Annotated in this window: 11 protein-coding genes; 9 read left to right on the top strand and 2 right to left on the bottom strand. The window is 73.0% G+C overall.

Annotated elements, in window-relative coordinates; genetic code table 11:
• Positions 1–116: 116 nt before the first annotated feature.
• The gene (locus KUM39_RS15005) at positions 117–3,824 is read right to left on the bottom strand and encodes a S8 family serine peptidase (RefSeq protein WP_246620162.1); all 3,708 of its coding nucleotides are present in this window, start codon (positions 3,822–3,824) and stop codon (positions 117–119) included.
• A gap of 668 nt (positions 3,825–4,492) precedes the next feature.
• Between KUM39_RS15005 and pcaDC the strand changes: the two genes are divergently transcribed.
• From pcaDC to KUM39_RS14965, 8 genes are all read left to right on the top strand, one after another.
• Positions 4,493–5,767, top strand: a complete 1,275-nt coding sequence (gene pcaDC, locus KUM39_RS15000) for a bifunctional 3-oxoadipate enol-lactonase/4-carboxymuconolactone decarboxylase PcaDC (RefSeq protein WP_217786191.1) — start codon at positions 4,493–4,495, stop codon at positions 5,765–5,767.
• Between the two features lie 70 nt (positions 5,768–5,837).
• Entirely contained in the window at positions 5,838–6,473 is a 636-nt protein-coding gene (locus tag KUM39_RS14995; protein ID WP_217786126.1) for an MBL fold metallo-hydrolase, read from the top strand.
• A gap of 45 nt (positions 6,474–6,518) precedes the next feature.
• Positions 6,519–7,298: an exodeoxyribonuclease III gene (locus tag KUM39_RS14990; protein ID WP_217786125.1), complete on the top strand. Its 780-nt coding sequence runs from the start codon at positions 6,519–6,521 to the stop codon at positions 7,296–7,298.
• Positions 7,299–7,313: 15 nt separating this feature from the next.
• A complete protein-coding gene (locus KUM39_RS14985) occupies positions 7,314–7,730 on the top strand; it encodes a DUF6278 family protein (RefSeq protein WP_217786124.1) in 417 nt (138 codons plus the stop codon).
• A gap of 137 nt (positions 7,731–7,867) precedes the next feature.
• Positions 7,868–8,611, top strand: a complete 744-nt coding sequence (locus KUM39_RS14980; protein WP_217786123.1) for an amino acid ABC transporter ATP-binding protein — start codon at positions 7,868–7,870, stop codon at positions 8,609–8,611.
• Positions 8,612–8,742: 131 nt separating this feature from the next.
• The gene (locus tag KUM39_RS14975) at positions 8,743–9,603 is read left to right on the top strand and encodes a glutamate ABC transporter substrate-binding protein (RefSeq protein WP_246620168.1); all 861 of its coding nucleotides are present in this window, start codon (positions 8,743–8,745) and stop codon (positions 9,601–9,603) included.
• Between the two features lie 13 nt (positions 9,604–9,616).
• A complete protein-coding gene (locus KUM39_RS14970; RefSeq protein WP_217786121.1) occupies positions 9,617–10,261 on the top strand; it encodes an amino acid ABC transporter permease in 645 nt (214 codons plus the stop codon).
• Complete coding sequence (locus tag KUM39_RS14965; protein ID WP_217786120.1) at positions 10,258–11,136, top strand: amino acid ABC transporter permease; 879 nt, start codon at positions 10,258–10,260, stop codon at positions 11,134–11,136. The genes KUM39_RS14970 and KUM39_RS14965 overlap by 4 nt, the downstream gene beginning before the upstream one ends.
• 239 nt (positions 11,137–11,375) lie before the next feature.
• Here KUM39_RS14965 and KUM39_RS14960 read toward each other — a convergent pair whose 3' ends face one another.
• Positions 11,376–12,128, bottom strand: coding sequence for a hypothetical protein (locus KUM39_RS14960; RefSeq protein WP_217786119.1), 753 nt, complete (start codon positions 12,126–12,128; stop codon positions 11,376–11,378).
• 147 nt (positions 12,129–12,275) lie between these two features.
• On the opposite strand from KUM39_RS14960, the gene ggt reads away from it, so the two are divergent.
• Entirely contained in the window at positions 12,276–14,066 is a 1,791-nt protein-coding gene (gene ggt, locus KUM39_RS14955; protein WP_217786118.1) for a gamma-glutamyltransferase, read from the top strand.
• The last annotated feature ends 36 nt before the right edge of the window (positions 14,067–14,102 follow it).

Genomic DNA, 14,102 nt, shown 5'->3' with positions numbered 1-14,102 from the left:
ATGGAAACCCGCCCGGTCGTACGCGGACGCGGACGCGGCGCGGCCCCGTCCGGACGCTCACCAGAGCCGTCCGGACGGGGCCGGGGCACGGCTCCCGAGCGGAGCCGCTCCTTCCGTCAGCGCAGCCCCGCCGCCCGGACGATCGTCTGCCGTATCCCGTTCCCGGCCGAGTCGCGCGCCGAGACCCGCAGCGACACGAACGACGTCCGGCGCGGCGCGTCCAGCCGGAACCCGCCGTCGTGCTCCGGCCGCAGCCGCTGCCAGCCGCGCCCGTCGTCGTACGAGACCTCCACCACCGGCGCCTCCGGACGGCCCGCGCCCACCGCACCGGCCGGGTGCTCCAGGCCGACCCGGAAGCGGGAGTCGCGCGCCGCGCGGCCGGCCGTGTCCGTGGCGAGCCGCCAGTCCGCCTGGAGCAGCGGGAGGACCCCCGGCCCGCCGTCGCCCGGGGCACCGGAGGTGAACGTCCACTCGGTGCTCGTGGCCGACGAGTACGGGCTGAACGACGCGTCCCGCCCGGTGTCCACCACCAGCCGGTACGGCAGCGGTCCGGCGGAGGGCGCGGTCGCGGCGAGGACGGTCCCGGTGCCCTGGGCGATGCGCGCCCCGCCCTGGTACAGCGTCAGGGTCTGCCGACCGCGCTCGTAGTCCATCGACATACCGACCCGGTCACCGCCCCCGTAGCCGGGTATGTCGAAGGACAGCCGGTCACCGGTGCGGGCCGGGGAGTGGTAGTTGTTGTTGAGGTACGGGCGCGCCACCGGCGTGAACCACTGCTGCTCCCGCCGTTCGCCCGGCCGGTACGAGGTCCGGGGCGCGATCTCGTAGAGCAGGGAGTCCACATAGGCCTCCTGGCCCCACGTGTACTCCCCGTCCGTGGACACCCAGTCCACGCGCCCGGAGTTGACCGGCAGCCGCATGGTCGTCCCGATCGCCCACTGCGAGTACGACGGCCAGTCGAAGCGGAACTCCCCGCCGCCCCGCGTGCTGTCCGGCGAGGCGAAGACCTCGTCGATCCGCGCCAGGTTCCGCTCGGAACCCCGGACGACCAGATCGCGCGGCACCTCGTTGTGCCAGGTGCGCATGAGGTCGTACACGTACGGGCTCGCCGTCGAGGAATCCACGGTCACCGCGGCGCCACGCGCCGCGGCCTGCCGTGCCAGCCGGTCGCCCTCGTCGGGGCTCAGCAGGCCCACGTCCACGGCGGCCCGCTTCCCCGGCCCGTCGCCGTAGCCGGTGAACCGTCGGCCCGGCTGGTCGTTCACCACCAGCATCAGCCGGGCGCCCGCCCGCGCCGCTGCCGCCGCCTGCGCCGCGTCGCCCACACCGGGATCGCGCCGGACGACCACCGCCGCGCCCCGGGCGTCCAGCCCGGTGTAGTCGGCGGACCGGCCGGAGCCGGCGTACCGCAGCGGCAGCCGGTGACGGCCCTCGGGCAGCGGGGTCACGGCTCCCTGCCGGAGCACGTCGGTGAAGGCACCGGCCGGGGTGGAGACGGCGAGCCCCGGCTTCTCCTTGCGCCAGCGGGCGGCCAGGTGGAAGTCGCCGTGGGAGACGCGCCCGGCCTGCGGCTGCGCCCACAGGCTGTCGTACGCGGTCTGCGTCTCCATGAAGTCCCGCCAGCGGGCGCCGCCCATCGACCGGTTGTACTCCAGCCGCTGGTACGTGGTCTCGGTCGGCAGCGGAGTCGTCATGTCGATCCGGGTGACCTTCGAGGCGTCCAGGGTGACCGTCCTGTCGCGGTCGAGTGTCACGTCCGGGTCGCCGAGCAGCGCCATGCCGAGGGAGCGCGGACCGTGGGCGCCCCGGACGTCCTTGAAGGAGAGCACCGAGTACACGGTGTCCGGCAGGAACGCCTGAGCGGTGCCGGTCTCGTCCACGACGTAGAAGTCGGGCTCGTACCGGCCGGACGCCAGCACCTCCACCACGCCGGACATGGGCCTGCCGTCGCCGTCCTTGAGGACCAGCGTGAGCTTGTGGTTGACGTCGCCCAGGCCGACGGCGGTGTGCGCGGCGACCGTTCCGTCCGCCCGCGCGGCGACGACCTGCCCGCTGAACCGTTCGCGGACGGCACCCCTGGAGGGGTCGATGGTGAGCGTCGCCCGTGCCGTGCCGTGCGCGGGGACGGTCACCCGGTCCGCCTGGAGCCGGAAGAGCCCGGCGGGAGCGCCGGGCGCGTCCACCGAGAGGGAGAGCACGACCGGGGCGGCGGAGAGGTTGGTGTACGTCAGCGGGCGGGTGACGGGCGAGGTGCCCTCGTGCCCGGCCCAGGCGGTGGCGGTGGCGAACACCGAGGAGCGTGCCGCCGCCGCGGCGTCCACCCGCCCGCTGCCGCCCTGGAAGGCGTCGTAGTGAGGGGTGCGGACGGAGGTACTGGTCAGCAGGGAGCGCAGCTCGCCGCCGGTCAGCCCCGGATGCGCGGCGGCGGCGAGCGCGGCGACGCCCGCGACGTGCGGGGTCGCCATCGACGTGCCGCTGAGCGTCAGGTAGTCCCCCTGGCCCTCCGGGGACAGGTGCGCGCGGGCCGCGAGGATGTCCACACCGGGCGCGGTGATCTCGGGCTTCACCGCGCCGTCGCCCACGCGCGGGCCCTGGCTGGAGAAGAAGGCAACGTTGTCATCGGCGTCCACCGCGCCGACCGTGAGCGCGGCGTCGGCCGCACCCGGCCCCCCGATCGAGCCGGGCGTACCGGTGTTCCCGGCCGCCACCACGAACAGCGCCCCGGTCTGCGCGCTGAGCCGGTTGACGGCCGCGCTCACCGGGTCCGTGCCGTCCGAGGGGGTGTCGCTCCCCAGGCTCATGTTGATCACCGCGGCCCGCTGGTCCACGGCCGCCCACTCCATCCCGGCGAGCACCCAGGAGTCCTGCCCCGACCCGGTGTCGTCCAGCACCTTCCCGATGTGCAGCGAGGCGCCGGGTGCCACCCCCTGCTCCCGGCCGCCGGAGGCCGCACCGGTCCCCGCGATGGTGGAGGCGACGTGCGTGCCGTGCCCGTTGCGGTCCTCCGCGTCCTGGCCCGGTACGAAACTCCGGGCCGCGACGATCCCCGTCGCCAGGTCCGGGTGACGGCTGTCGGCGCCGCTGTCGAGCACGGCCACGTCCACACCGCGCCCGGTGTTTCCGCCCGCCCTGGCGGCCGGGACGCCGATCTGCGCGGTGCTCTCGGCGAGGTCGGCGTGCACCCGGCCGTCGAGCCAGACGTGGGTGACCCCGCCGCTGAACAGCGGGGAGGCGGCCGTGCCGCGCGAGAGCGCGGTGCCGGTGGAGGGCGCGGTGAGCGCGGTCCAGAAGTCGGCCGCACGTGAGCGCGACGCGGTGAGGGCCGCCCCGTCCACGCTGTCCAGAGCGCGGCGCACCGTGGCTCCCGGCAGGGACCTCCGCGCGGCCGACAGGGAGGCGGCACCGTCGTAGGAGACGATCAGCGGAAGGCCGTCCCGGCCGGAGTCGTCGTAGCCGTCCGCGACGAGACCGGTGATGTCGAACAGGCGCCGGTCCAGCACCTTCCGGGCCACGTACGGCAGGGCGGCGTCGGGATAGACGTACAGATGGTCACCGGCCTCAATGACGCGGGCCCGTGCGGCCGAGCCGTCCGGGCCGGTGACCGACACGGTGCCCCCGGTCCCCTCGGCGCGCGTGGTCACGACGTCCCCGGTGATCAGGGTGACGGAGTGGGTGCCCGACGGCACGCGCGCCACGTCGGCCGGTGTGCCGCCCGTCGGAGTGGCGGCGGCGGTCGCCCTGGCCGAGAGGGCGGGAGTGGAGAGGGCGAGGAGGGACAGCGCGGCGACGAGCAGGCCGCGCCTGCGTCTGTGACGTGGGTTCAATGTGGTTCCCGTGTCCGTTGGCGAGGTGGGGACGGTGGTCCCCTGGACGGCTGCCGCCCGGCGGGGCCCGTGGGGTCCCTGGCGGGCGGTCGCGACGAACATACGGGCGCGGAGCGCCGCCGGAGAGGGTTGGTGATCCACCTCACACGGAGTCGCGTCCGGACTCCGATGGTGCGTCAACTGCGCTCTTTTAAAGGGAAGTTGCCTCGTCGTTTCCGTCGTGTTGCGGACCGGTCCGGCAGGCCGCGGACAGGGCCGGAGCCGTCGGGCGTGCGCGGGCCGTCCGGGTCGCGGCACCGGTCCCCGGAACCGGCGGTGACCGGCGTCCGCCTCTGTCGCCTCGGCCGTCCCCACTGTTCGGCGGAGGCTTCCGCACCGCACCGGCGGAGGCCGCCCGGCCGTCGTGGTCCTCCCGGCCACCGGCCGCCCCGCGCACCCGGACGCCCGCCGGAACTCCCTCTGTACGATGCTCGGGCGTCCTGCCGACGGTCACTCGCCGTCAACGGGGTGCCGCACCCCCGCCGACGGGGAAGCGGTGTGCCGATGTGGCGAGGGTTGTGAAGCGGACGTGGCGAGCCCGCTTCCGACGGAGGAGGCAGGGGGAGGTCTCGTGGGGGTGTGTGACAGATCGTGACAGATGAAGGTGTGAACCCGTGACCGAGGCCAGGATGGAAACGCTGCAGTACCGCTTTGACGGACCGGAACACCTCCCCGTGCTCGTCCTCGGGCCCTCGCTCGGCACCACCTGGCACATGTTCGACCGCCAGGTGCCGGAGCTGATGAAGCAGTGGCGGGTCTTCCGCTACGACCTGCCCGGCCACGGCGGCGCGCCCGCCCACCCCGCCGGGTCCGTCTCCGACATCGCCGACCGGCTGCTCGCCACCCTCGACTCTCTCGGCGTGCAGCGCTTCGGCTACGTGGGCTGCGCCCTCGGCGGCGCCGTCGGCATGGAACTCGCGCTGCGGCAGCCCGCGCGGATGGCGTCCCTCGCGCTGGTCGCCACCTCGCCCCGGTTCGGTACGCCCGACGAGTTCCGCCAGCGCGGGGTGATCGTCCGCACCAACGGGCTCGACCCGATCGCCCGGACCGCCCCCGAACGCTGGTTCACCGGCGGGTTCGCCGCCGCCCAGCCCGCCATCACCGAGTGGGCCGTGCAGATGGTCCGCACCACCGACCCCGGCTGCTACATCGCCGCCTGCGAGGCCCTCGCGGGCTTCGACGTCCGCTCGGAACTCGGCCGCGTCGGCGTGCCCACCCTGGTCCTCGTCGGCTCCGACGACCAGCTCACCGGCCCGGCCCAGGCCCGCACCCTGGTCGCCGGTATCCCCGACGCCCGGCTCGCGGTCGTGCCCGGTGCCTCGCACCTCGTCCCCGTCGAGCAGCCCGGCGCCGTCACCGACCTGCTGGTCCGGCACTTCTCCACCGCCTGGCAGCAGCCGCACGACACCGGGCAGAGCGCGCTGCCCGCCGTCCCGCACCTCCCCGCCGTCGCACCCTCGCCGATGCCGCTCGCGCCGCTCGCCGAGATCGCCCCGGCCGTCGTACCCCCGCGGAGCGGCGCGCCCGACCGGTTCGAGGCCGGGCTCAAGGTCCGCCGCGAGGTCCTCGGGGACGCCCACGTGGACCGGGCGCTCGCCGCCGCCGACGAGTTCTCCGGCGACTTCCAGGAGTTCGTCACCCGCTACGCCTGGGGCGAGATCTGGGACCGCCCGGGCCTGGACCGCCGTGCGCGCAGCTGCGTCACCCTCACCGCCCTGGTCGCGGGCGGACACCTCGACGAACTCGCCTTCCACACCCGGGCCGCCCTCCGCAACGGCCTCACCCCGGCCGAGATCAAGGAGGTCCTCCTCCAGGCCGCCGTCTACTGCGGCGTCCCCGCCGCCAACAGCGCCTTCCGGGTGGCCCAGCGGGTGATACAGGAGGAGACGACTCCGGCGGAGTGAGGGCGGTGCGCGCGTCGGGGTGCACGGGGTACGGGGCGTGGCCGCCCCGTACCCGGCAGGATGGGTCGGCATGAGGCTCACCAAGATGTCCCACGCCTGTGTCCGGCTGGAGCGGGGCGGGCGGACGCTCGTGCTCGATCCCGGCGGTTTCACCGAACCCGACGCCGCGCTCGGCGCCGAGGCGGTCCTCGTGACCCACGAGCACCCCGACCACTTCGACGAGGGTCGGCTGCGCACCGCGCTGGAGGCGAGTCCGGCCGCCGAGGTCTGGGCGCCGCGTTCGGTCGCGGAGCGGATCGCGCCCGCCTTTCCCGGCCGGGTGCACACCGTCGGCAACGGCGACACGTTCACCGCCGCCGGGTTCGACGTGCAGGTCCACGGGGAGCTGCACGCCGTGATCCACCCGGACATCCCGCGCGTCACCAACGTCGGCTATCTGATCGGCGGCGGCCGGGTCTTCCACCCCGGTGACGCCCTCACCGTCCCGGACACCGCCGTGGAGACGCTGCTCGCGCCCGTGCAGGCCCCCTGGAACAAGATCGCGGAGGTCATCGACTACGTCCGCGAGGTCCGGCCGGTCCGGGTCTACGACGTGCACGACGCCCTGCTCGCCGACCTGGCCCGCCCGCTGTACGACACCCACCTCGGCAACCTGAGCGGCGCCGAGCACCTGCGGCTCGCGCCGGGGGAGTCGGCGGCGCTGTGAGCGGGGCCGCCGGGGTTGTCGTACCCGGCGGGTAGGTTGGAGCACATGCGCATCGCCACCTGGAACGTGAACTCGATCACCGCCCGCCTCCCGAGGCTGCTGGCCTGGCTGGAGAGCAGCGGCACCGACGTGCTCTGCCTCCAGGAGGCCAAGGTCGCCGAGGCGCAGTTCCCCACCGCCGAGCTGCGCGAGCTGGGGTACGAGGCGGCGGTGAACGCCACCGGCCGGTGGAACGGCGTGGCGGTGCTCTCGCGCGTCGGCCTGAACGACGTGGTCAGGGGCCTGCCCGGCGACCCGGGCTACGAGGGCGCCACCGAGCCCCGCGCCGTCTCCGCCACCTGCGGCCCGGTCCGCGTCTGGTCGGTGTATGTCCCCAACGGACGCGAGGTCGGCCACCCGCACTACGCGTACAAACTCCAGTGGCTGGACGCGCTGCGCACCGCGGTCGCCGGTGACGCGGCGGGCGGGCGCCCGTTCGCCGTCCTGGGCGACTACAACGTGGCGCCGACCGACGAGGACGTGTACGACACGGCCGCCTTCGAGGGCCTCACCCATGTCACCCCCGCCGAGCGCGCCGCCCTGGCCGACCTCCGGGAGACCGGGCTCACCGATGTCGTCCCGCGCCCCCTGAAGTACGACCGCCCGTACACCTACTGGGACTACCGCCAGCTCTGCTTCCCCAAGAACCGGGGCATGCGCATCGACCTGGTCTACGGCAACGAGGCGTTCGCGTCGGCCGCCAAGGACGCCTACGTGGACCGCGAGGAGCGCAAGGGCAAGGGCGCCTCCGACCACGCGCCGGTGGTGGTCGATCTCGACGTGTGATGCCACGCTGAGCCCATGCGCATTCCGTTCACGGGCCGCGACCGGCACCCAGCGACCAGGCGCCCGCCCGCCGATCCCGAGTCCATCGCGGAACTCCTCTCCGAGTGCGAGCTGCTGCGCGACCAGGCGGCGCGCGCCGGGGTCCGGCTGGACGACACCCCGGCCTCCCTGGAGGCGCTGGACCAGCTGGTGCCCCGCTGGCGGGACGACACCGAGACGCTGCCCTGGCTCGGCACCGACGCGGGGCTGTATCTCGGCACGGTGGTCGTGCGCACCGTGCCCGGCGCCGTCTGGGAGATCCGCCCGGACGGCGAACCCGTCGTACGCCTCGCCTCCGGCCGCGAGGCCGAGGTGACCGAGCCCGGACGGCAGTGGGCGGCGGGCGGAGTGCCCGAACTCTCCCAGCTCTACGCCGAACTGGCCGAGGACTGACGCCGGGAGCGGAGCCGGAGCGTAAATACGGCTAATGTCCGTAACCCGCGTTCCGGTGCGTGTCGTCCCTCAAGTCCGCTTCCGCCCCGATAGTTTGCTGCCCGCACAGCACCGGTGGAGAGTGGGTGGGGCAGGGGATGACCGTCGATCCGTTGATCGAACTGCGGGGCGTCAACAAGCACTTCGGAGAGCTGCACGTCCTGCGCGACATCGACCTCACGGTCGGCAGGGGCGAGGTGGTCGTCGTCATCGGCCCCTCCGGCTCCGGCAAGTCCACGCTGTGCCGTACGGTCAACCGGCTGGAGACCGTCGAATCCGGCACGATCCTCATCGACGGCACCCCACTGCCCGCCGAGGGCAGGGCACTTGCCCGGCTCCGTGCCGAAGTCGGCATGGTCTTCCAGTCGTTCAACCTCTTCGCGCACAAGACCGTTCTGCAGAACGTCTCCCTCGCCCAGGTCAAGGTGCGCGGCCGGAAGCGCGACGAGGCCGACCGGCGCTCCCGTGAACTCCTCGCCCGCGTCGGCCTCGCCGCACAGGCCGACAAGTACCCGGCGCAGCTCTCCGGCGGCCAGCAGCAGCGCGTCGCCATCGCCCGCGCCCTGGCGATGGACCCCAAGGCGCTCCTGTTCGACGAACCCACCTCCGCCCTCGACCCGGAGATGATCAACGAGGTGCTGGAGGTCATGCGGCAGCTCGCCCGCGACGGCATGACGATGGTCGTCGTCACCCACGAGATGGGCTTCGCCCGCTCCGCCGCCAACCGCGTCGTGTTCATGGCCGACGGCACCGTGGTGGAGGACCGCAGCCCCGAGGAGTTCTTCACCGCGCCGCGCAGCGAGCGGGCCAAGGACTTCCTGTCCAAGATCCTCAAGCACTGACCGGGGGAGCGCGACCCGTGTTCCGTACCGCCCGCACGTCCCGCACGTCCCGCGCCACCGGCGCGCCCCCGCGCAGGCCTCGCCGTACGACCCTCACCGCCCTCTGCGCCGTACTCCTCGCCCTCCTCGCCCTGGTCACCGGCTGCGGCAAGCCCGGCAGCCCGCCCACCAAGGGCCCGGCGGCCGACCGGCTCCCCGAGTACGCGGTGGCGCGGAACTTCAGCCTCCCGGACTCCCCGACCTGGCGCCGGGCGAAGAAGCGCGGCCATTTCACCGTCGGCGTCAAGGAGGACCAGCCCTACCTCGGCGAACGGGACCCGGCGACGGGCGCGTACGCCGGGTTCGACATCGAGATCGCCCGGATGATGTCCGCCTCCCTTGGCCTGCCCCCGGAGCGCATCCGCTTCCGCACCATCGCCTCCGCGAACCGCGAGACCGCGCTGCAGAACGGGCAGATCGACTACTACGTCGGCACCTACACCATCAACGACAACCGCAAGAAGCTCGTCGGCTTCGCCGGGCCGTACTACATGGCCGGCCAGTCGCTGCTGGTGCGCGCGGACGAGAACGACATCCACGGACCGCAGGACCTCGCGGGCAAACGCGTCTGCTCGGCGGCCGGTTCGACGCCGTACCAGCGGATCAAGGACGACTACCCGAAGGCGGTCCTCGTCTCCTACGACACGTACTCGGTGTGCGTGGACAACCTGCTCACCTATCAGGTGGACGCGGTGACCACCGACGACGCCATCCTCATCGGCTACGCGGCCAAGGCCCCCGACGATCTCAAGGTCGTCGGCAGGCCGTTCTCCCAGGAGCCGTACGGCATCGGTGTGCCGCGCGACGACGACGCGCTGCGCTTCGCCCTGGACGACGCCCTCGCGGCCCGCGAGAAGAACGGCGACTGGAAACGGGCGTACGAGGCGACGCTCGGCCTGTCCGGTGTCCCGGCGCCCACCCCGCCCGCCATCGACCGCTACCCGGCCACCTGAGCGCGAGGACGGCATGAACGTACTGACAGAGAACTGGTCCGTGTTCTGGGAGGGTTTCCTCGGCACGGTCGAACTCACCGTGTTCGCCTCCCTGCTGGCGCTGGCACTCGGCTTCCTGATGGCGTCCTTCCGGGTCGCCCCGGTCGGCTCGCTGCGCGTCTTCGGCACCGCGTGGGTGACCGTGCTGCGCAACACCCCGCTGACGCTGCTGTTCTTCGCGGTGCTCCTGGGGCTGCCCCGGTTCGGACTGGTGCTGCCCTTCAAGCTGTTCGCGGTCCTCGCCCTCGGCTGCTACACCTCGGCGTTCATCTGCGAGGCGCTGCGCTCCGGCATCAACACCGTGCCGCGCGGCCAGGGCGAGGCCGCCCGCAGTCTCGGCATGTCCTTCGGGCAGGTGCTCTCCGTGGTCGTGCTGCCGCAGGCGTTCCGCTCCGTCATCCCGCCGGTCGGCTCCACGCTCATCGCGCTCGCCAAGAACTCCGCCATCGCGGGCGCGTTCAGCGTGACCGAACTCCTCGGCACCTACCGCACGATCAGCGAACTCGGCTACAACATCGTCTGGACGTTCGTCTGGATCGCGGTCGGCTATCTGATCGTCACGCTCGCCATCAGCGCCCTGTTCAACTTCCTGGAACGCACCTGGGGGGTCGCCCGATGACCGACGCCACCGCGCTCTACGACGTCCCCGGCCCGCTCACCCGCAGACGGCACCTCCTCTACGGCGTGCTGTCCACCGCCGTGCTCGCGGGGATCGTCGCCTGGCTGCTGTATCTGCTGTTCTCGACGGGTCAGTTCACGTACACCAAGTGGATGCCGTTCGAGTACACCGGCATCCAGGAACTGCTGCTGCGCGGGCTCGGCAACACCCTCAAGGCGTTCGCGCTGGCCGCCGTGTTCTCCCTCGCGCTCGGCGGACTCCTCGCCGCCGGACGGCTGTCGGACCATCGCGGGGTGCGCTGGGCGGCCACCGCCGTGGTCGAGTTCTTCCGCGCGATGCCCGTCCTGGTGATGATCTTCTTCATCTTCGTGGCACTCAAGGCCCAGCCGCTCGTCGCGCTCGTCGCGGGACTCACCCTCTACAACGGCTCGGTGCTCGCCGAGGTGTTCCGCTCCGGTGTCGCCGCCGTCGAACGCGGCCAGCGGGAGGCCGCGTTCGCGCTCGGGATGCGCAAGACGCAGGTCATGACGCACGTCCTCGTCCCGCAGGCGGTCCGCGCGATGCTGCCCGCCATCATCAGCCAGTTGGTGGTCGCGCTGAAGGACACCTCGCTCGGCTACCTCATCACCTACGAGGAGTTCCTCCACGCCGGGAAGCTCATCGCGTCGAACCTCGACTACGATTTGCCGTTCATCCCCGTGGTGATGGTGATCTCGCCGATCTACATCGGGATGTGCATGCTGCTCTCGTGGTTCGCCGGCTGGGTGTCCCGCAGAGAGCGGCACAGCCCCAAGACGGAGGCCGTGGCGGTCGCCGAGGCCGGTCCTGGGGCACTGCTGCCGGGTGGGGAACCCCCCACCGCACCGCGACCGTAGCGGGCGGCGGCCAGGGCCTGCGACCCCCGGCGAGATCCGAAGGGCAGGCCCTACGGGCCAGGCTCGTCCGGCGGTTGCCGGAGATCACCGCTCGCACACGGGGACGGACACGTACGACGGGTCGTCCGGAGGCGAGCGGGAGGTCAGCTACCGCCGGGCGGGTTGTGCTCCCACGCACCACCCGCCCCTCCCGTCATGTGCCCCCGGTTCCTCCCTTCACGCGCCCACCGCCCCTCCCGTCACGCGCCCACCGCCCCTTCCGGCGCGGGTTCCGGCAGCGGGGTGCGCGCCGCCCGCGTCACGTCCGCCACCAGCTCGACCACGTCCGGGCCGTACGCCTGCGAGTTGACCACCTTCAGCAGCAGGACGAACGACCCCGTGCCGTGCTTGCGCGCCAGCCGTTCGTGCTCGCGGGCCAGATACCGGGTCGCCGCCTGGTTGGTGATGGCCCGCTGCCCGCAGAACAGGAACACCGGCCGCATGTCGCGCCGCCCGCCGGTGGTGAGGCGGGCGAGCAGCACGTACTCACTGGTGCCGCTCTCCATGCGGTAGTCCTGCCCGCCTATCCGGAACGCGCCCACGTCCGGCCCGGACTCCGCCTCCGTGTTGACCCGCACCCCCGGCAGCAGCGAGGAGAGATGCGCCGCCATCCGGCGATTGGACGAGGGCCCGCCGAGGCAGAACTCGGTGCGCTCCCCGAACCCCTGCCGGGTGGCGTCGTGCGCCACCACCTGCGCGTGCGCGTGACAGTCCTTGATCAGCGCCGACAGCTCCAGCAGCGCGAACACGTCGTTCCGCGTCACCGCCAGCTCCGGTCCGCCCATGTTCCGGTTCACCACCAGCAGCGACTCCGCGTGTTCGGGCAGCCCGAAGAACGCCTGCTTGCGGCGGAGCCTGCGCCGCCACACGAAGGTACGGGCGAGCCAGCCGAGCGCGGCACTGACACCGGTCGCCGCGACCCCCAGGACGATGTTCCGCACGTCGTCGTTCATGGCGGGGCAGCCTAGCGCCACCACCCGCCGCCCGGGCGTACTCGTGTTCGATGTGTGACGGCGCGGGGGGTGGGGAACGCGAGGCGTACTGTCGGGGTTCCCGAGGTCTGGCTAGGCTGCGCGGACGGCTTCGACGGGGAGGTACGCATGCAGCGCTCCGGGACGTGGAAACTGGCGGTGGTCGCGGTGGCTGCCGCCGTGACCTTGGTGGGAGCGGGGGCGCCACCGCCCTTGAGCCCGGCGAAATCACCGGTCGCCGTCGGCTACGGCGGTGCCGTCTCCAGCGTGGACGCCGATGCCACCGCCGCCGGAATCCGGGTGCTGCGCGACGGCGGCAACGCGGTGGACGCGGCCGTCGCCACGGCCGCCGCGCTCGGCGTCACCGAGCCCTACTCGGCCGGGGTCGGCGGGGGCGGCTACTTCGTCTACTACGACGCCCGGACCCGCACCGTGCACACCGTGGACGGCCGGGAGACCGCGCCGCTCACGGCGGACGCGCACCTGTTCACCGAGAACGGCAAGCCGCTGGCCTTCGCGGACGCCGTCACCAGCGGGCTCGCTGTCGGCACCCCCGGCACCCCCGCCACCTGGCGGACCGCGCTCGACTCCTGGGGCACCCGGCGGCTGGGGACCGTACTGAAGCCCGCCGAGCGGCTGGCGCGGGACGGCTTCACCGTGGACGACACGTTCCGGTCCCAGACCGCGTCCAACGAGGCACGGTTCCGTTTCTTCCCCGACACCGCGAAGCTCTTCCTGCCCGGCGGGCGGCTCCCGGTGGTGGGCTCCACCTTCAAGAACCCCGATCTGGCCCGGACCTACGCCGAACTGGCCCGCGAGGGCGTCGGCGTGATCTACCGGGGCGATCTCGGCCGGGACATCGTCAACACGGTCAACAAGCCGCCCGTGGACCCCGGTTCGGGCTGGAACGCCCGCCCCGGCAAGCTCTCCGCGCGTGACCTCGCCGCCTACCGCGCCAAACTCCAGCGGCCCACCGAGACGTCGTACCGGGGCCTGAACGTCTACTCCATCGCGCCGTCCTCCTCCGGCGGGACCACGGTCGGGGAAGCGCTCAACATCCTTGAGGACAGCGACCTCTCACGCCTGAGCGAGACGCAGTACCTGCACCGGTACATCGAGGCCAGCCGGATCGCGTTCGCGGACCGGGGGCGCTGGGTCGGTGACCCCGCCTTCGAGGACGTCCCCACCAAGGGCCTGCTCTCGCAGCGGTTCGCGGACTCGCGGGCCTGCCTGATCAAGCCGACCTCCGTGCTGACCAGCCCGCTCGCCCCCGGCGACCCCCGGCACCCCGCCGCGTGCGGCACCGCGGGGAAGGCCGCGCCGACGACCTACGAGGGCGAGAACACCACCCACCTGACCACCGCCGACAAGTGGGGCAACGTCGTCTCCTACACGCTCACCATCGAGCAGACCGGCGGCAGCGGCATCACCGTGCCGGGGCGCGGCTTCCTGCTCAACAACGAGCTGACCGACTTCTCCTTCGCCCCCGCCGACCCGGCCGTCCACGACCCCAACCTGCCCGGTCCGGGAAAGCGCCCGCGCTCCTCGATCTCCCCGACGATCGTCCTGGACCGGCAGCACCGGCCGGTCCTCGCGCTCGGCTCGCCCGGCGGCGCGACCATCATCACCACCGTCCTCCAGACCCTCACCAACGTCCTCGACCGCCACATGCGCCTCGTGGACGCCATCGCCGCACCCCGCGCCAGCCAGCGCAACGCGGCGAAGACCGAACTCGAACCCGCCCTCTACGACAGCCCGTTGCGCGCCCGCCTCGAAGCGCTCGGCCACTCCTTCTCGGAGAACCCCGAGATCGGCGCGGCCACCGGCGTCCAGCGGCTGCCCGGCGGCAAGTGGCTGGCCGCCGCCGAGACCACCCGGCGGGGCGGCGGGTCCGCGATGGTGGTGGACCCGACCCGCTGAGCGCACGCGCCGAGCGGCGCCCACCGGCTGGCGGGC

The organism is Streptomyces corallincola (genome assembly GCF_019104725.1).
Taxonomy (GTDB): Bacteria; Actinomycetota; Actinomycetes; order Streptomycetales; family Streptomycetaceae; genus Streptomyces; species Streptomyces corallincola.
This window is presented reverse-complemented; position numbering and strand designations above follow the sequence as displayed.